This window comes from bacterium (Candidatus Blackallbacteria) CG13_big_fil_rev_8_21_14_2_50_49_14, from assembly GCA_002783405.1.
GTDB lineage: Bacteria > Cyanobacteriota > Sericytochromatia > UBA7694 > UBA7694.
The window spans coordinates 1-17,365 of the sequence record PFGG01000036.1 but is presented as its reverse complement, the minus strand read 5'-3'; the positions used below and the strand labels follow the sequence as shown (position 1 = coordinate 17,365).

18 protein-coding genes are annotated in these 17,365 nt (G+C 48.8%); 3 read left to right on the top strand and 15 right to left on the bottom strand.

The window, feature by feature from the left end; translation table 11 throughout:
* Positions 1-30 precede the first annotated feature (30 nt).
* Both COW20_08310 and COW20_08305 read right to left on the bottom strand, forming a co-directional pair.
* The gene (locus COW20_08310) at positions 31-393 is read right to left on the bottom strand and encodes a cupin (protein PIW48742.1); all 363 of its coding nucleotides are present in this window, start codon (positions 391-393) and stop codon (positions 31-33) included.
* Positions 394-440: 47 nt separating this feature from the next.
* Positions 441-1,376 carry a hypothetical protein gene (locus tag COW20_08305; protein ID PIW48741.1) on the bottom strand — a complete coding sequence of 312 codons (936 nt, stop codon included), beginning with the start codon at positions 1,374-1,376 and terminating at the stop codon, positions 441-443.
* Positions 1,377-1,513: 137 nt separating this feature from the next.
* Here COW20_08305 and COW20_08300 point away from each other — a divergent pair, with 137 nt between their 5' ends.
* Positions 1,514-2,347, top strand: coding sequence for a nucleoside-diphosphate sugar epimerase (locus COW20_08300; GenBank protein ID PIW48740.1), 834 nt, complete (start codon positions 1,514-1,516; stop codon positions 2,345-2,347).
* A 44-nt stretch (positions 2,348-2,391) separates the two neighbouring features.
* Here COW20_08300 and COW20_08295 read toward each other — a convergent pair whose 3' ends face one another.
* Positions 2,392-2,574, bottom strand: coding sequence for a hypothetical protein (locus COW20_08295; GenBank protein PIW48739.1), 183 nt, complete (start codon positions 2,572-2,574; stop codon positions 2,392-2,394).
* Between the two features lie 80 nt (positions 2,575-2,654).
* Complete coding sequence (locus COW20_08290) at positions 2,655-3,254, bottom strand: short chain dehydrogenase (GenBank protein PIW48738.1); 600 nt, start codon at positions 3,252-3,254, stop codon at positions 2,655-2,657.
* Positions 3,255-3,405: 151 nt separating this feature from the next.
* On the opposite strand from COW20_08290, the gene COW20_08285 reads away from it, so the two are divergent.
* Positions 3,406-4,329 carry a hypothetical protein gene (locus COW20_08285; GenBank protein PIW48737.1) on the top strand — a complete coding sequence of 308 codons (924 nt, stop codon included), beginning with the start codon at positions 3,406-3,408 and terminating at the stop codon, positions 4,327-4,329.
* A 71-nt stretch (positions 4,330-4,400) separates the two neighbouring features.
* Here the strand turns inward: COW20_08285 and COW20_08280 are convergent, their stop codons facing one another.
* From COW20_08280 to COW20_08230, 11 genes are all read right to left on the bottom strand, one after another.
* Positions 4,401-4,691 carry a hypothetical protein gene (locus COW20_08280; protein ID PIW48736.1) on the bottom strand — a complete coding sequence of 97 codons (291 nt, stop codon included), beginning with the start codon at positions 4,689-4,691 and terminating at the stop codon, positions 4,401-4,403.
* A 68-nt stretch (positions 4,692-4,759) separates the two neighbouring features.
* Positions 4,760-5,929 (bottom strand): hypothetical protein, encoded by a 1,170-nt coding sequence (locus COW20_08275; protein ID PIW48735.1) that lies wholly within the window; start codon positions 5,927-5,929, stop codon positions 4,760-4,762.
* 57 nt (positions 5,930-5,986) lie between these two features.
* A complete protein-coding gene (locus COW20_08270; GenBank protein ID PIW48734.1) occupies positions 5,987-6,808 on the bottom strand; it encodes a hypothetical protein in 822 nt (273 codons plus the stop codon).
* 299 nt (positions 6,809-7,107) lie between these two features.
* The gene (locus COW20_08265) at positions 7,108-7,518 is read right to left on the bottom strand and encodes a hypothetical protein (protein PIW48733.1); all 411 of its coding nucleotides are present in this window, start codon (positions 7,516-7,518) and stop codon (positions 7,108-7,110) included.
* A gap of 29 nt (positions 7,519-7,547) precedes the next feature.
* On the bottom strand, positions 7,548-8,786 hold the full coding sequence (locus tag COW20_08260; GenBank protein PIW48732.1) for a sterol desaturase family protein: 1,239 nt from the start codon (positions 8,784-8,786) through the stop codon (positions 7,548-7,550).
* A 4-nt stretch (positions 8,787-8,790) separates the two neighbouring features.
* Positions 8,791-10,305, bottom strand: a complete 1,515-nt coding sequence (locus COW20_08255) for a hypothetical protein (GenBank protein PIW48731.1) — start codon at positions 10,303-10,305, stop codon at positions 8,791-8,793.
* Between the two features lie 51 nt (positions 10,306-10,356).
* A complete protein-coding gene (locus COW20_08250; GenBank protein PIW48730.1) occupies positions 10,357-11,661 on the bottom strand; it encodes a 4-aminobutyrate--2-oxoglutarate transaminase in 1,305 nt (434 codons plus the stop codon).
* Positions 11,662-11,736: 75 nt separating this feature from the next.
* Positions 11,737-12,732 (bottom strand): 3-beta hydroxysteroid dehydrogenase, encoded by a 996-nt coding sequence (locus COW20_08245; GenBank protein PIW48729.1) that lies wholly within the window; start codon positions 12,730-12,732, stop codon positions 11,737-11,739.
* Complete coding sequence (locus tag COW20_08240; protein ID PIW48728.1) at positions 12,729-14,444, bottom strand: peptide synthase; 1,716 nt, start codon at positions 14,442-14,444, stop codon at positions 12,729-12,731. Before COW20_08240 ends, COW20_08245 begins: the two co-directional genes overlap by 4 nt.
* The gene (locus tag COW20_08235) at positions 14,441-15,340 is read right to left on the bottom strand and encodes an alpha/beta hydrolase (protein PIW48727.1); all 900 of its coding nucleotides are present in this window, start codon (positions 15,338-15,340) and stop codon (positions 14,441-14,443) included. The genes COW20_08240 and COW20_08235 overlap by 4 nt, the downstream gene beginning before the upstream one ends.
* The gene (locus tag COW20_08230) at positions 15,341-15,880 is read right to left on the bottom strand and encodes a hypothetical protein (protein PIW48726.1); all 540 of its coding nucleotides are present in this window, start codon (positions 15,878-15,880) and stop codon (positions 15,341-15,343) included.
* A 198-nt stretch (positions 15,881-16,078) separates the two neighbouring features.
* Between COW20_08230 and COW20_08225 the strand changes: the two genes are divergently transcribed.
* Positions 16,079-17,200 carry a phosphoribosylpyrophosphate synthetase gene (locus COW20_08225; GenBank protein ID PIW48725.1) on the top strand — a complete coding sequence of 374 codons (1,122 nt, stop codon included), beginning with the start codon at positions 16,079-16,081 and terminating at the stop codon, positions 17,198-17,200.
* Positions 17,201-17,365 lie beyond the last annotated feature (165 nt).

The following is a 17,365-nucleotide window of genomic DNA, read 5'->3' as shown; positions in this document are numbered from 1 at the left end:
GTATAACATACAAATGTATTATCTTGTATTTTATTCGTCGCGATGCACGGTTCCCGGTGAAAAAGCAGGCAAGCAAATGGCGAGGTAATCTGCGCCAGCTTCACCCGGCGTGCTGTAGCGAACCCATTCGCCTGCAGACGTGATCACGGCCTGTCCGGCTTTAACTGTCATTTCTCCGCCTTCATATTCAATTTTCAGGCTGCCCTGCAGAACCACTGTGATCTCTTCAAATTCAGGGCGTTGTCCGGGTTCTTGCCAACCCCCAGGTGAACTCATATGGGCCACGCTTAAGGCTGTGTGGCCCGTATTGACGCCGCCAATATATTCACGGATGATCTTGGGTTTATTGCCTTCAGCAGGAATCAGCGTTGGACTTTCAATCAGTTTGGGCATACACTTACCTCTTTTTTTCTTGCTCAGTTTAGCATAGAAACTGTATGTTACTCAAAGCGCCAGGAGAGTGCTTTTTCAGCTTCGTTTTTGCGTCTGAACTCGCGCGGTGAAAGTCCCACCATTTTTTTAAAGGATTTTGAAAATCCGAAGGCATCCTGATAACCTACGGTGTGTGCAATCTTCTCGAGTGAGAGGGTGCTGTCTGCCAAAGCGGCCATAGCCTTTTGCATTCTCAATTCTGTCAGATAGTGCAGGGGGGTATCGCCGAGAATCTTTCTGAATTTATTGGCAAAGCCCGTGCGTGAAAGCCCTACCGTTTCAGCTAGGCTTTCTAAACTCCAGTCTTTATCAGGATGGGCATGCATCAGTTGCAATGCCTGGCCGATGGCAGGATCCTGTGTGGCCAAGGTCCAGCGTCTAGATTCTGAAGTTTTGAGAATTCGTCTCAGGATCAGATGAAAGAGAATTTCCAAGATGGAACGGACAATGGCCTCTGAACCCATTTCTGAGTTTTCCAGTTCCTGAGCAAGCAGGGTCAGACTGGTTTGAATCGTATCCACACCCGATAAACGGTCTGCATGTATGATGACCCATTCCGGTAAATCCTGAAAAAGGGGATGGATTGGGGCATGCCAGAGCTGATACGCGCCACTCACCACAGTGACCAAAGGTTCCTGCCCAGCTTTTTCATGGGGAGGAGCGCTCGCCGAACAGTCTTCTGCTGATTTGAGTAAATCAGGGTCGGGGCTGCTGCTGACCCAGTGAGAAGTTCCCCGAGACATAAAAGCGATATCTCCCCTGTGTAAATGCAGGGGGGGACTGGATTCCGATTGCCAAAGCCAGGCCTGACCCTGGGTCACCACATGAAACCCCATGCTGCGGGGACAGGGAAAACGCAGGGCCCAGGGGGAATACAATGCCCGTTGATTGAGCACGCGGGAGCGCAAGCCCGCTTGTTTGAGTATATCTGCCAGTATGTCCATAGTCAGAGCATAGCCGATTTTCGATTGTGGTTCAATACTTTGTACGATTGAACATGTTATTTGCACGATTAACCATTTTTAGTATTTTGAAATCTCTGTATTATGAAACTCATATTCAATCTCAAAGGAGAAATCAAATGTCAAAAGTTCTTATTCTCGGTGCCAGCGGCCATGTCGGTTCTGAGCTTGCAAAAATTCTGAAGGCGGCGGGTGAACCCGTGGCCTTGGCCACCAGCCGTCAACCAGAACAGCCTGATCAGGTGCATCTCAATCTAGTCACTGGTGAAGGCTTGGATACAGCGTTTGTGGGCGTGGATCGTGCCTTTTTAATGGCGCCTCCCGGGTATACAAATCAGGATCAACTGTTGGGGCCCGTGATTGAAGCCGCCAAACAAAACAAACTGCAAAAACTGGTCTTGATGACAGCCATGGGTGCCGATGCCAATGCCGAAGCGCCTATGCGCAAGGCAGAGTTGATCCTCGAAGCCTCAGGCGTGCCTTATCAGATACTTCGCCCCAATTGGTTTATGCAAAATTTTAATACCTTTTGGATTCATGGCATTTTGCAGGCTGGCAAAATTTTTCTGCCCGTGGGTCAGGCCAAGGGCAGTTTTATTGATGTGCGGGATATTGCCCTGGCTGCTGCTAAACTCTTGCGCAGTGATCAATTCGTAAACCAGGCCTTTAACCTGACAGGTTCAGAAGCCTTGGATCACAATCAGGTCGCAGAAATTCTTTCAGAAGTCAGTGGCAAGAAGATTACCTATGAAGAAATTTCAGCGGGTGTGATGCGCGAAAACCTTTTGGCTGCGGGTTTGCCTGCCGACTATACAGAGTTTTTGCTGATGATCCTTGAATATTTCAGATTGGGCTATTCTGAAGCGATCACCTCTGATTTTGAAACGATTACGGGCCAAGCTCCGATTTCATTCAGGAAATATGCCGAGGACTTCCGTCAAGCCTGGCTTTAAAAACACACGTCAGGGTCTGGGCAAAAGAGCTTGGGCCCTGACGATCAAACCCCGAAAAACGCAGAGATTGTCGCGCCATTCTTTGCGTTTTTTGGGAGTTCGGTTTCCAATATTTTCAAAAGACTTTCTGGTACCAAACGAAGTTTTCTCTCAAGCAATAACTGGCGAGGAAGCCAATGCGTGGTGAAGGTTTTTCCACCTGATTCTTTTATGTTGCAAACAATCATACATTTTGACGACGAATTCCTGATGGCCGCGTTGGAATCGACAAAGGGCTTTCACTTGGATTTGCTGGGGGATGGGCATTTCAATAGACCCGAATAACCTGTCCGTTGATGCGGCCCTCAATACTGCGGATATAGCCATTCACAGCACGTTGCATAGGGATTGCGTCATAGCCGGGAAAATAATCCTGGTATTTTTCCTGAGAATCTTCGACCAAATTGAGCGAGACCACATTGATCCGTTTTTGATCCTTGAGTTCCAATGCCAGGGCTTGAACAAAACTGTGAAGCCCACCATTGACCAGGGCTGCCGCCGAAGTTCCTACAACAGGGTGATCCGCCAAAATACCCGAACTGAGGGTAAAGGAGCCTCCTGGACTGAGCTTTTCCAAACCATATCGCACCAGCGAAATTTGTCCCAAAAGCTTGTTTTGGCAGCTTTCTAAAAAATCGGCTTCAGTCAGATCCTGAAAATTTCCCCATTTGGCCTCGCCTGCGATACAGACCACTGCGTCGGGTGGATCTACCTGACTGTAGAGTCTTTGAATCGATTCAGCCTTCGCTAAATCGACCTGATATTGGCCTTGTTTGTGCCCCACGATTGTGACCCGATGTTTTTTTTTCAGTTCATCGCTTACCCTTTTTCCAATCGTACCCGTGCCACCAATTAAGAGAATATGCATGAATAGTTCCTTTGAGAAAAGATTGAAGACATGATCCTTCATTGAATCATGGGTTGCTTGATTTTGGCTTTTTCAAATTTCTGAAAAGAATGCAGGATTCAGGGCTTATACTGAAAATATCCATCCATAAATCACAAGCCAAGGAAAACCCATGTTCAAACTGAATGCTTTCGTTTTGTTGTTCTTTTGCCTCACACAGACAGCCTGCCAGAGTGTTGGCAACACGCTTCAGGTCGGACAAAGCTCACCAACCTCTGCTACAACAAGCTCCAGCGAGGAACGCACACTTGAAAACTGTGGTACCCAAAGCTCTGGGGAACTCAATGCCTTTTTTCAGGATTTCCGCTGTGTCACTCTCAGCCGGAATGGCAGCAATACCCAAATTTTTACCCAGGATTTGCCCCCCCATCGCAGCCATTATTATGGTGCCAATCACCCCAATTACACCCCCTTCGATACCCGTCGCGGCTCAAATTACCATGCCAATCCCAATCTGTTGCAAACCCAGAGTGTGACAGTTTCTATCCCCGATCAGCCTGTTCCCCGTGCCCATCTGAAGATCAGCTCAGATTTGGTGGATGGGGTTGTCGGGGGGCAATATGATTACCCCATGGGGCCAGTAGGCGTGGCTTTGGATGGCGTTTTGCTATTTAACCCCCTGGCAGCTCCCGGAGATGATATTGAGAATGAGAAATACACCTTTGATAGCTATAATTCACACCCTGAAATGCGCGGGGCTTACCATTACCATACGGTTAGCAGAGGGCCGCTTGAGGTCTTGCAGAAATTGGGAAAAATCACGGATCCGACCCCAGGGGCTGCCAAAATCGAAATCTATGGCATGATGTGTGACGGCACTGTGGTGCTGGGCTGTACCGAAATGAATGGAGACAAACCTGCAACTTCAGACTTTGATGCCCAGAATGGACATGTGCATGACCTGAAAGATGCCAGTGGCAAGGTATTGTTTGCCAATCGCTACCATTCCCATGTCTGTGAGCAGGGCTTGAACAAGCTGCGCAAATTTACCCCCGAAATTCAATACTATGATCGCTGTACGGTCACTCAGAAATAAGACAGTCCAGGCATAAATTTTTAATATTTTTATTCTCTGAGTGCGCTTTGCCTTCATATTTGCTAAATCCTTTACGTCCTGACCGTATCATTTGATTGGATGTTGTCAGATGTTTCATGCGGGGATGAGTCTGCTTGGACTGTCATACAATTCCAACAATCATCTAATTTGGCTTCTTCAGCAGTCACTTTTTGTTGACAGCGTTTGCAGAGGTGAGGTAGAAAGGCCAAAACAACCAAGGCAATTCCTCCTGCTGTACCCATACATGCCCAGAACGTAAAACTTCTGTTTTTTCGGGTCGCAAAATAACCTGTAATCAGGCCAATGGCAATTTTAATTGCCCATTTTGTATATAAATCCATGATTTTCCTTTCTGTAGATTTTGGAGTGATATGAAAAAAAATAATGTAAAATCTGTTTTGAGATCATTTCAGGTACTCAAATCTGTGGCATCCCACTCAATACCTGGAGAGAGACACCAGGTCAAAGCCTGGCGACGTTCTGAGATGGCGCCACCATCTATGATCGGATGAAACCCTTTGGGGACAGAGGGTTTGCCCATTTGAGCGCTGCGAACTGCATTGTGTGCGCAATAATAGAGATCTTCAAATTCAAATATTTCTGCCAAACTACGGGGTTTGAAGTGTGTTTCGGGAATCTCACTGCTTCCGTAAAAATTGGGTAGAAACTCAAGCAACATGGGGCGTGAGTGCTCATTTTGCATTTGACCCAGATAAAAAGGGGGGGCTGGTTCAAAGCCCAGAACCCAAGAAAGCGCCCACATATTTTCAAGTTTCCAGCCAATCGTATTGAGATGTGTTTCCTGTGCCTCTGTTCGAGAAAGACTTAAAATCTCTTGCTCTGAAGCTGTAAAATATTGCAGAAGCTGATTTCTTTCGATAAAATCTTTTAGAATTTTGTCCTCAATTTGTGTAAACACAACCCAGTGAAAGAGGATATTCAGGGCATTGACACGACCCAGAATTTCGTTCAAAGGTCTTAGTTCTTTGTCAGAACTGGTTTCCAGGGGTAACCAGCGCGCGCAGTGAAAACCTCGCTGGGCCAATTCAAAATAATGTCGTTCACGCATTGCCAGGAGTTGAGGGGAAATCTCTGCGCTTTCTCCTTGATGCCGGAAATCGTCAGGTGAAAGACTATCGTTGAACTCGGTTTGTGCTTCATTTTCGGAATGGGGATCTATCCAAAAGTTTCCATCAGGCAGAACGATACTGCCGTTGATAAACATAAATCCATCAAAGACTTGAATCAGATAAAAGAAAGAGTGAAACAAGGGGGAGTCTGCCGAAATGGGATCTTCCAGAGTGACACCCAGAACAGCTTTGATTTTATTGATTCGTTCAAGGGCCTCTGCTTTTGCTTGCTCAGAATCCAGTAGATGAAAAACATATCCAAGAAGTCCCTCAAGATGGTTTTCTAGATCTGATTCTGGCATCAGGTTTAATTTGGCACGCTTCCCTTCCAGTACGTATTCATACCAATTCGCTTTGCGAAGCAGGCCTCCATCCGATTTGCAATCTGGAAGAATTTTTTTGAGCGGAGGATTTTTTTTGCTTAGATAAAGTGTGCAGTTTTCAATCATGGTGACCTCAAAAGGATTTGCTGTTTGAAAAAAGTCAAGAAAGCTTGAACTGTGTGTTTAAGACCTTTTGTATGCCAGAAGTGCAGCCTGGATTTTAGTCCAACCCATTTTTTGAGCCAAATCGAAGGCATTCTCACCCTTGTCATTCTGTTCGTAGGGGTTGGCTCCATTTTTGAGTAAACTTTCGACAAGTAGAACATTGCCTGCCAGAACTTCACGGTGTAAGAGGGTCCAGCCTTCAAAATCTTTTTCACCCAGGATATCGGGTGACTCATTCAAGAGCGCTTCAAATTCCTGAGCCATATTGATACTCATGGGGTGTTCTGGCAATTCCAAATCCAGTTGAGAACCCAATTTTGAATCTTCACTTGATGTTACACAACTTGCTTTCAGATTTTCATCTGTATAGGGAGTGATTTCAATCAGGTCTGGATCGCCAAAATCAAAGCCCCAGGCCTCATCATGCTGCTGACGTTGCGCAGGTTCCATTTTTGAGCGCATCAAATTTACACTGTACCCACCATAAACTTTGCCATCATGGGCAAACATCCAATCAGAAATTTCAGCCAGCGGAACAGAAACGAGAGCTCCTGCTTCCAGATGCTTAACCCAACGGGGCTGGTTGACCAAGGTTCCCGAAATCGTTTCTCCGTCAAATGAAATATCATCTATCCACATGTGCTCATAAGCCGGAGTATTGGGCTTTCTGGCTGTTTCAAAAGGAAACTTAACCACAGCTAAATCGAGTGAAGGAATGATTCTGCGATTCTCCCAGGTGAGTTCTCGCCAAAAATACTTAAAACTCTGCCTGGCTTTTTGACCGGCCTCAAGCATATCCTGAGAATCATTTTTAACGCGATAGATTGTTTCTTCACCCATCTCACTTGACCTCTCTTAAAGCGCTTGGCTTGGATTGAATTCTTTGCGTGAGGACTTCAAACCCCTCATAACCCAAACTGAAAACTTTTAATTATAAGTTTAATGATGAAAAAATCGCTTGTCGATAAAATATTACGAAATAATTTGATATTTAACATATTTTTGTAATATTTGAGGATTGTGTGAAAATGTAGAAAAATTGTCATAATTATTTCCTCAATTTCTGCTGGCCCAAAAAATGACAAGTACAGCTTATCAAAGAGCTGTACTTGCGATGTAATTTAGATTTTAGTGGGTATTTAAGCCAGTTTGCTCAACGCTTCTTTTACTATGCCTGAAGCCACTTTGCCATCATAGCGCCCCCCGTATTGGCTTTGCAGACCCATCATGACGGCTTTCATCTGGGTGGCCCCTCCGGCGACCAAAGCCTCAACAGCAGCTTTCAGTTCGGCTTCGCTCATCTGTTGGGGCAGATAGGCACTGAGAAATTCAATTTCACGTTGAATTGCTTCATGACCTGAGCCCCCCTTGAGATTTTCTTTGAGGGATTCAATATTCTTTTTAATCAGGGTAATCACCTGGGCGTCTTCAAACTCTTTGGCGCCGGTGCGTTGCAGTTCACCGATCAGGGATGAAAACCAGACGACCTTTTCGGACTCTTTGTTTTTGCGTGCACTGAGCATGTCTTTTTTGAGGGATTCATAGAGCATAGGAGAACCTCGATCATTTTTATATTGTATTATCCCGCAGATTGAGGGTCTTGCGCAGGGTTCTGTTTTGAAAACTGAGGGGTTTGCAAAAGACCCAGATTCAGCGCTGCGCTGAGCAAGAGCCACAAACTCAAGCCTTCTTTTAGCAGCAGCGGAAAGGGCAGGAGAATCATGACACCCAGGCTGAGCAGGATGCGCACCGTTTCAAAGGGAGTGAGCCAGGCTTTGTTTTCATTCAAAGCCCCCACGGCTGTAAAGCCCAGCATCAGGCTCAAACCGGCTCCGATACCTTGCAGCATTTCCCACTGGGGGGCCTGTTCAAGAAAGAGCGTACTCAGCCCCAGGCAGATCCCAAATTGCAGCAGCAACCAAAGATTGATTCCCCAATCCAAGGGCGTCTTGTATTTGAGATAACTTTGTGCCTCCACAGGGGGGATCTCGGGTTCTGCCTGCTGGGGATTCCACCCCGGCGGTCGCCAGAGCACCTGCAGCTTCTGATGCCAGGGCAAAGATCTCATGGCCTGGGCCATTTCAGCAAAAAATACAGCATGGGCCCAAAGCGGATTCCAGCTTTTAAGGGCTTTGACCGTGCCATAGACCGCTTCTTTCCGTTCGGGTTCAAAACTGCCAAAAAGCCGATCCCAGATGATCAAGACGCCACCATAATTGCGGTCAATATATTCGGGGTTTTTACCATGGTGCACGCGGTGATGCGAAGGCGTATTCATGACCCATTCCAAGGGCCCCAGCGTTTTAATCGCCCGGGTATGTATAAAAAACTGATAAATGATCTGAAACTGGCTGCAGGTCAGATAGACCACAGGTGAAAAACCCAAAAGGGCAAGTGGCAGGGTAAATACCCAGGAAAAACTGCGTTCCAGCATGCCCTGACGCAGGGCGACGGTCAGATTGTATTCCTCACTTTGATGGTGGGGGCCGTGGCCTGCCCAAACCAGCCAAACCCGGTGACTGCAGCGGTGAAACCAATAATAGCCAAAATCTACTCCCAAAAAACACAGCAGCCAAACCCAGAGAGCAGTTTCGCTCAAGCTGGTCAGGCGGTAGCTATAGAGCCAGAGATAGACGCCAAAAAGTGCAGATTTATAAAAAACTTCAAGGATTTGGTCCAAGGCCCCACAGGCCAGATTATTGAGTGAATCATGCAGGTTAAACCAGTTTTTTTTCGCCCAATTTGAAAAAAGGGCTTCTAGAAAAATCAGCACAAAAAAGAGGGGAATCGCCGCCTGAATATAATCGTTGGTTTTCAAGGTGCTATTTTTTTTTGTCCTTTATAATTTGCGCACTGACGCGCAGAGCGGCTTTGACGGCGCCGTCGGAATGTGAGCTTTCGGTAAAGTCACCGCCAAAATAAACGTGACCATGGGCTTTGCGCAGGCCATTAGAAAGTTCATCAAAGCGTGAGCGCCCCACGGGCCAGGAAGCAATTGCACGGGGGTGGTAGCGGAAAAAAGTCCATTTCTTGATCAGCGGGCTGATACCTGGGAAGGTCTCTTCGAAGGCTTTTTCCAGGTTTTTTTGGACATCATCCAAAGAACCCGTGCGGGCATTGTCAGCTTCTGCAAAATCGCCAGTGACCAGCAAATTGACCAATGCATGTTGGCCATCGCCAGTACCCATGCCTGGATAAATCACGCCCAAAGGTCCCCCTGTCAGCAGCGGCAAAGCATTTTCGCCCTTTAGAGTCCAGTATTTCTCAGCAGCTTTGTCTAAAAGCACATGGGCTGTGAAGTAAGAACCCCACATTTGGCTGTGCACTGCCTGATAAACCCGATCATTCAAGCGGGGTTTAAACTGTAGTTCAAACAGGCGATAGAGCGGAATCGCCATAACCGCATAGCGGGCTTTGAAGCTTTTGTTCTGAAAATTGGAGGTATCGACGGCCCGCACTTCGACCCCTTCTTCTGTGTCGATTAGATTGGTGACCTGGGTATTCAGGGCGATATGTTCAACGCCTATGTCTTTTGCTATCGCTTCTGTCAGGTTTTGGTTGCCCCCGACCACGTGATTGGGTTGCGCGCCCTTACCTGCAAAAAGATGCCATTCGGCAATGCCATCCAAGGCGCTGATGCGCTCCAGAGGGGTGCCCACTTCTGGGGCCAACACGGCGTGAATCAGCTTTTCACCCAGGGGAGGGAGCTTTTCTTGCTTGAGCCACGCAGCAAAGGAAATTTCTTTAAGCTTCATCAATTCCGGGCTGATCTCCCCAGCTTCAATCTGATGAATCCAGGTTTCCATTCGGGCATCCCAGCTATCCCAGCGTTTCAACTCCTCGGGTTTGAGCAGCGAGGCGACAAAATCATGGTTGCTGGCCCCTTGAAAAGGCAGAATTTTGCCCTCATGGATAAAACTTGAAAACCCGGTATCGACTCTTTCCATGGGCACTTTCAGCTCTTTGGCAATCTCCAGGGCTGGGTTGCCATCCCAAAATTCAGCCAGGCCCACTTCAGCAAATACTTTTTCAGGGTACTTGCCCGTGCGCACGCGCCCCCCGACACGGGGTTCGCGCTCTAAAATCCGATAACTGAGCCCCGCTTTTTTTAAGTGATAGGCGGTACTCAGGCCCGAAAGGCCTCCTCCGACAATCACCACATCGACAGGTGTCTGTTCCTGATCCTGAGATTGAACTTCGCTTTGTTTGCTGTTCTCTTTGGGCGTAGCTTTGCTTTGCTCGGGTTGGCAAGCCTGGAGCAGACCCAGACAGAGCAAGCTCCCTGCCAAAGCTGTTTTGATAGAGTTTGGGCTTGAAAGCGATTGGAAATTCAACATATTCAGCACCTCAGATGTATTTTTTTGAAACAGAGGGTCTCAGCAATACTCTCAGTCTGGGCTGTGTTTGAGAATTTCCCTTTCGAGAATATCCAGGGCTGTGTTTAAATCTGCCTCTGAAATCGTCAGCGGGGGCAGGGTGCGAATCACATTGCCCTCAGATCCCGCTGAAATTACCAATAAACCTGAATCATGGCAGTCTGCCATGATTTTTTTGACCACCTCGCCTGCGGGGCGCAGAGGATTGCGATCATAGCAGAATTCAAGGGCCTGCATCATGCCCCGTCCGCGTACATCAGCCACCAGCGTAGATTTCTCCTGAATACTCAAGAAGCGGGTCCGGATAGTTTCCCCCAGTCGGGCGGCTCTTTCAGGCAATTGGTCGCGTTCCATCAAATCGATCACGGCCAGAGAGGCAGCGCAGGCAATCGGATTGCCGCCATAGGTACCGCCCAGGGTGCCGGGCAGACAGGCATCCATGACCTTTGCCTTGCCAATCACACAGGCAATTGGCAAACCTCCACCCATGGCCTTGGCCCAGGTAGAGAGGTCCGGAGTAACCCCAGAAATAGCATGGGCAGACCAGTCTCCGGCCCGTCCAAAGCCACTCTGTACTTCATCAAAGATCAGCAGAATGCCATGCTGATCGCAAATCTCACGCAGCCCTTGCAAATATTCAGTCGGGGCGGGAACAAAGCCGCCCTCTCCCTGAATCGGTTCGATGATCACTGCGGCCACTTGATCGGGGGCCACCATCGCGACCAGGGCCTGACGAAAACGATTCAGTTCTCTTTCAACAAAGGCCGTGGAACTGAGACCGTCATTGTATTTGAAATAATTGGGGTAGGGCAGACGATACACTTCGGGGGCAAAGGGACCACACCCCAGTTTATAACCCACTTTAGAAGTCAGGGTCAGGGCCATCAGGGTGCGGCCATGAAAACCTTCGCTAAAGGCGATAATTCCAGGGCGTCCTGTGGCCTGGCGGGCAATTTTAACTGCATTTTCAACGGCTTCTGCACCCGTATTGGTGAGAAATACTTTGGTGGCCTCGCCATGGGGAAACTTTGCTGCCAAACGCTCACAGAGATTGAGATAGGGCTCATAGGTCGCGACATGGATACAGGCATGCATCAGATTTTCAGCCTGTTTTTGGATCGCGGCAACCACTTCAGGGGGGCAGTGGCCGGTATTGGTGACGCCAATCCCGCTGGTGAAATCTATTAGTTTGCGGCCCTCTGCAGTAATGATCTGTGCGCCTTGGGCCGAAGCGACGGTCGAACCGTTCAAAATCTGGCCGACCCCTCGGGGCATTACAGTTTCACGTCGTTGAATCCAGTCTTGCGGTGTGCTCATGCAAAAAACGCTCTTTTCTTTGAAATCAGGCTGAATTTCATGATACCGCTAAATTCAATTGCGGAAAACCCCCGCTCAGGAAGAAGAAGTGTCCATCCAGGCTTTCAGAGCCGCCATGCCCTGATCGGTTGTAATGCGGGGATGGTAGCCCAGCTCCTGGCGGGCCGCTGTGATATCAAACCAGTGGGGGGTAGAGAGTTGTTTGGCCATGAAGCGGGTCATGGGTGGTTCTCCGGGTAAGTGAAAGGCCCGAAAGACAGATTCCAGACCCGCTCCGAGCACCCAGGCCAAATGGGCAGGAATGCGTTTTTGAACCGGGGGCAGACCGGCTGCCGCCAGAATTCTGTTGATAAAGCTGGCAACAGTTTCGGGCTGGTCTTGGGTAATGAAATAGGCTTTGCCTGCAATCAGGGCACCTGGGCTGAGTTTTTCCAGGGCCAAGAGATGTGCTTCTGCTGCATTTTCAACATAGACCGTGTCCACTTTGGGATCACTGTCTCCCACCAGTCTCAGACGCCCGGCTTTGGCTCTTTCCACCAGGCGGGGCACAAAATGCGGATCCCCTGGGCCCCAAATAATATGGGGGCGCAAGGCCACGGTTGCAAGCTGGGGGCCATTGGCTTTTAAGACCATTTTTTCGGCAAGGGCCTTGGTTTGCGGATAATAGGCTTCAAAATGGGAGGGATAAGGCGTACTTTCATCGACGCCATCCAATCCTTTGCCATCATGCACCACTGAGGGAGAACTGGTATAGACCAATTTTTCAATTCCAGATTGTTGACAGGCAGAGATGACATTTTCGGTGCCCTTCACATTGGCACTGTGAAAATCCGCATAGGATCCCCAGACCCCCGCCTTGGCTGCCACATGAATCACCGCTTCACAGTCTTTCATGGCCGCAACCAGCCGATTGGGTGCCTCCAAATCTCCCTGGCGGTGTTCAACCCCCAGTGCATCGAGATCGGGATAATTTCCCCGTGAATAGCTGACCACTTGATGATTTTTTTCAAGCAATTGACGTACGATGGCCTGGCCTAAAAAGCCACCGCCGCCTGTGACAAATACCTTCATTGCAATTCCTTTGCGGCCCAGGGAGCCAATTTTTCACGAAATATTTTGGAGTTGTGGCGAATATCCACCGGCAGGGCCGGGTGAATCAGAAAATGACGAATTTTTTGGGTATGGGGCTGGCTTTGTGCCAAATCCTGAAGTTCCAGAATCACCTGCTGAGCCGACCCCTTGAAGTCTTTCTCCAGCTCAACGCAAACCACCGGCAAGGCTTGACCCGCCTCGCCTACGCCCACCAAAGCAGAACGGTAGACGGCAGGGTGGGTATTGAAAATCGCTTCACAGGGAATGGTATAGAGGGGGCCTTCGGTACTTTCCACCCGGTGGCTTTTGCGGCCACAGAACCAGAGTCGGCCCTGGCTGTCAAAATAGCCCAAATCCCCCATGCGGTGGCGAATGCTGCCATTGCTTTCTTGTATCTTTGCAAGTTGTGTGGAGCTCTCACGGTTAAAATAGGCGCTGGTGACATTTGCGCCTTTGACGACAATTTCGCCCAATGCTCCCTGGGGCAAGGGCATACAACTTTCCCAGTCAGAGATCGGTTGATCGTCAATCGGAAGAATGACCACCTCGACTCCCGCAACGGGTTTGCCTATACATACCCCAGCTCCCTCGCGGGTTTTGGCCTGGGTTTCAGTTAAAATTTCGCTGGCGCCAATGCTGGCGACGGGCAGACATTCAGTTGCGCCATAGGGCGTATAAATTTCAGCTTCTGGGGGCAGCAGTTTTTTCATGCGCTCCAGGGTCTGCCAGGGTACAGGAGCCCCCGCAGAGAGAATGCGGCGCAGGCTGGGCAGATGCACAGCTTGGGCCTCTCCGGCACGGCTGATGCGGTTGAGCAGGGCTGGAGAACCAAACATATGCGTTACCTGATAGCGTTCAATTGCATCAAAAATGGCGGCAGGATTGACCAGCGCAGGTTTGGTGGGATCCATCAGCGGAATCACAGAGGTCATGCCCAAAGCAGGATCGAATAAGGCGAAGGGCGGAAAGGTGGCAAGATCCACTTCACCTGGCTCCACAGCATAGGTTTCGCGAATCCGCTCGATTTGAGCCAGGAAATTGCCATGGCTATACACCACCCCTTTGGGCACCCCCGTGCTGCCACTGGTAAACAGAATCGCAGCCAGTTCTTCGGGGCGGGTCGAAGCCAGGCCTTCTTGGGGATTGTTTTGGCCCCATGCTCTCAATTTTTTCAAACTGTGGCCTTCCCAGAGCAGGCTGCCCCCCACTGTGATTTTAATTTTCAGCGAGTCTTTGGCCCAGCCCAAGAGTTTACGGGCCAGATGGGCCTTGGGCACGCCAATAAAAGCTTCGGGTTGAGCTTCTTCCAGACAGGTTTTGAGATTTTTCAAACCCATGCCTGGATCAATTAATACAGGTACAACTCCACTTTTGAGCATGGCATACATCAAGGCGAAAAACTCTAGGCTGGGGGGCACCATCAGCACGGTTCGCATGCCCCGCCGGATGCCTGCTTTTTCAAGCCCGGCAGCTAAAAACTCGCTTTCAGCCAGCAGTTCAGAAAAACGGTGATGCACATAGGTGATTGGGGCTGCAAGAGCGGCCTGTTCGCTTGATACAGTCTCAGATTTGAGCTGTTTAGCAGCATTTGGGCCTTGGGCCAATACAATCGCAGTGGCCTCCGGCTGAAGTCGGGCGGATTCATACAAGGCTGCAGCAATATTGGCGGGGGCTCTTGAAAGCGTGCTCATTTTAAAATCGGGGGGGGGTTTTCCACCTGCATAAACGTCTCGACCAGGGGAATAATCTCTGTTTGGGCATCTTCAAGCACATAATGGCCGGCTTGTGCAAAGCGATGAACCTCAGCCTGGGGCCATTTCTGTTCGAAAATTTTGAGATAATCATTGTCAAAGACAAAATCCTTGAGTCCCCAACAGATCAGAATCGGCAGGTGGGCAAATTTTTCAAGCTGGTTTCCCACTTCAGAAACCAGCTCATAGGCTGGATCGCCGGGTTTCAAGGGAATATCCTGCACAAAACGCAGGGTGGCAATCCGATTTTCGGGGGTATTATAGGGGCTTTGGTAGAGTTTGCGCAATTTGGCAGACATGGGGTGCTCTGTACAGCCCACCCAGGAGGCCGTGACACTGAAAGCATTCAGGTTTTGAATCAGCCAGCTGCCCAATTGGGTATGGCGGCCCAAAGCCAAAGGCCAGGGGATCTGTTTTTTCGTTTGAGGCAAATGAAAAGCTGCAGTATTGAAAACAATGATGCGCTCGACGGCTTCAAGGTGGCGCAGGGCCCAGCCCAAGCCGATCAATCCGCCCCAGTCATGCACCACCAGGGTGACTTTGCGATCTATGCCCAAATGATTGAGCAGAGCCTCCAAATCGTCAATTCGGCTGCCCAGGGTATATTGATATTGACTGTCATCGGGCTTGTCTGAAAAGCCGCAACCGATATGATCCGGCACAATACAACGGTATTGCCCCTGCAATGCTGTTACCAGATTGCGATAATACACAGACCAGGTGGGATTGCCATGTACCATCACCACTGGGTCGCCCTGACCCTGATCGAGATAATGATATTTCAGGCCTTGGCGGTCGAAATAGTGCCCATGGTAGAGCTTAATAGGGTCAGACATTTAAAAATACTCCGAATAGTCAAACTGCTCGAGCACTTGCTCGAATACTTTATATGATTTCTGGTTGTCTAAAACAAAGATAACTTTACGCAGATGGTTATCTTCTTGGCTGATACTGCGCGCCAGTTCCTCGAGTAGTATTTCAGCTGATTTCTCAAGTGGAAATTTTCCAAAGCCCGTGCCAATCGCTGGAATGGCAAGACTTTCAAGCGCTTGCTCCTGGGCTTCTTCCAAAATGGAACGCATGGTTTTGCGTATTTTTTTTGCTCCATTGGTTGAAGTGGTTTCAACACTGAGGGTATTCAAGACTGCCCGTGCGCGCAATTCTGGACAGGTGGTCATCACCACTGCCTTTTCCCGGTTTTCACCCAGAAAAAGTGTTTTTTCAAGATCCTTGCTGTGTGACTCTCTGAATTCACGGGACGTATCTGAGGCCATTAAGGTTTTGCCTGTGACATTGATCAAGGCGTCTACCTCACAGGCGGTAATATCTCCTTGCAGAAGTCGAACGACTGCTGGGCCGATTTTCCGCTCTTTCACATCATTGTTCCTTGTTGTCTTGCTCTGTTCGATGTCTACTATTTTACACTCCTTTGAAAGATTAGACAGAGTTCTTAAAATCTCTTTACCCTGAAAGGGGATATGCTATAGTGTGAGTACATTTTTCAGGTCTGGCCCGGACACGCATTGCCTTTGAGAAGGGCCCGGCCGAACCGAAAAGTATGGGGGGGAATTTTTATGAGTACTGGTCAATTGAGGTTAGATCCCGATCATCAACGGGGGGGCCATGGGGCCCGCAAAAAAAATCGGCGTTCACGTGGACGCTTGAGTATTTTGGCCTGTGCTTCGGGCAATGCCTTTGCACAGCGCCTGGTGGCGCATCTCAATCATCTCTTGGATGATCAATATGGGGCCCAGCGTTGGGAAGATACCTGTCGCCGTTCCTCCAAAGAAATTTTCTTTTCAAACAATGAAGTCAAAACCGTGATTACTGAAAATATTCGCGGCGATGATGTCTATATTGTGCAATGTATGGATGACCCTTTGGTTCGGGGGGCTGAAAACGGTGAAAACCGACGCACCCTGAATGACAATCTGATGGCTTTGTGCACTGCGATTGATGCAGCTTATAACGCCGATGCACAAACGATTACTGTGGTGATTCCTCAGTATCCCTATTCACGCCAGGAACGTAAAAAAGAGCGTGAATCGATTACGGCTCGCCAAATCGCCATGTTTCTTGAAGCTTCAGGCGCAGATCGTGTGATCACGCTGGACATTCACGCTGAGCCGGTTGAAGGTTTTTTCCGCTCTGCCCATTTTGAAAATATTCATGCCTCTGGCCCGATTACCAAACATATCAAGCAGTATTATGATTTAACTGATCTGACGCTGGTGGCCCCGGATGTGGGCAGCGTGCAACGTGCCCGCCACTATTCTCTGCAATTGGGTACTGATTTGGCGATTGTGGATAAGCAACGCGATTATTCACGCCCCAGCAGCATTGAAAATGTAAGGCTGATTGGCAGCGTTGAAGACCGCAATGTGCTGATCATTGACGATATGATTGCCACAGGGGGAACGATTGTTTCTGCGACCAAACTCTTAAAAGAAAATGGGGCGCGGGATATTTATTTGGCCTGTAGCCTCCCCTATTTTAATGGTGCTGCGGTCGAAAAATTGGATGCAGCAGTGCGTGAGGGTTATATCCGCAAAGTGATCGGAACCGATGCCGTCTTTCATGGTGAAGCCTTTGTTGAAAAATACGATTGGTATGAAGAAGTCTCAGTGGCCAAACTCTTTGCCGATGTTATTTTTAGAATCAACCAACGTGAATCGGTTTCCGAACTGCTTAAATAAGCGAAGCATACATAGACTCAAAGCCGAATCAATTTTTGATTCGGCTTTTTGATTGAAGAACGGTACTCAGCTCTGGGCTGAGCGAGGCCACTCTCTAAAGGCAACCTGCTTTGGGTTGCTGGTGCCTAATGCAGTAGGGTCGCAATTTTTTGTTTTACGTGTTCG

Coding starts and splice junctions, on each gene's coding strand:
- COW20_08300 (PIW48740.1), top strand. CDS start 1,514: ATGTCAAAAGTTCTTATTCTCGGTGCCAGCGGCCATGTCGGTTCTGAG.
- COW20_08285 (PIW48737.1), top strand. CDS start 3,406: ATGTTCAAACTGAATGCTTTCGTTTTGTTGTTCTTTTGCCTCACACAG.
- COW20_08265 (PIW48733.1), bottom strand. CDS start 7,518: ATGCTCTATGAATCCCTCAAAAAAGACATGCTCAGTGCACGCAAAAAC.
- COW20_08310 (PIW48742.1), bottom strand. CDS start 393: ATGCCCAAACTGATTGAAAGTCCAACGCTGATTCCTGCTGAAGGCAAT.
- COW20_08275 (PIW48735.1), bottom strand. CDS start 5,929: ATGATTGAAAACTGCACACTTTATCTAAGCAAAAAAAATCCTCCGCTC.
- COW20_08280 (PIW48736.1), bottom strand. CDS start 4,691: ATGGATTTATATACAAAATGGGCAATTAAAATTGCCATTGGCCTGATT.
- COW20_08290 (PIW48738.1), bottom strand. CDS start 3,254: ATGCATATTCTCTTAATTGGTGGCACGGGTACGATTGGAAAAAGGGTA.
- COW20_08245 (PIW48729.1), bottom strand. CDS start 12,732: ATGAAGGTATTTGTCACAGGCGGCGGTGGCTTTTTAGGCCAGGCCATC.
- COW20_08235 (PIW48727.1), bottom strand. CDS start 15,340: ATGTCTGACCCTATTAAGCTCTACCATGGGCACTATTTCGACCGCCAA.
- COW20_08255 (PIW48731.1), bottom strand. CDS start 10,305: ATGTTGAATTTCCAATCGCTTTCAAGCCCAAACTCTATCAAAACAGCT.
- COW20_08305 (PIW48741.1), bottom strand. CDS start 1,376: ATGGACATACTGGCAGATATACTCAAACAAGCGGGCTTGCGCTCCCGC.
- COW20_08250 (PIW48730.1), bottom strand. CDS start 11,661: ATGAGCACACCGCAAGACTGGATTCAACGACGTGAAACTGTAATGCCC.
- COW20_08225 (PIW48725.1), top strand. CDS start 16,079: ATGAGTACTGGTCAATTGAGGTTAGATCCCGATCATCAACGGGGGGGC.
- COW20_08295 (PIW48739.1), bottom strand. CDS start 2,574: ATGATTGTTTGCAACATAAAAGAATCAGGTGGAAAAACCTTCACCACG.
- COW20_08270 (PIW48734.1), bottom strand. CDS start 6,808: ATGGGTGAAGAAACAATCTATCGCGTTAAAAATGATTCTCAGGATATG.
- COW20_08240 (PIW48728.1), bottom strand. CDS start 14,444: ATGAGCACGCTTTCAAGAGCCCCCGCCAATATTGCTGCAGCCTTGTAT.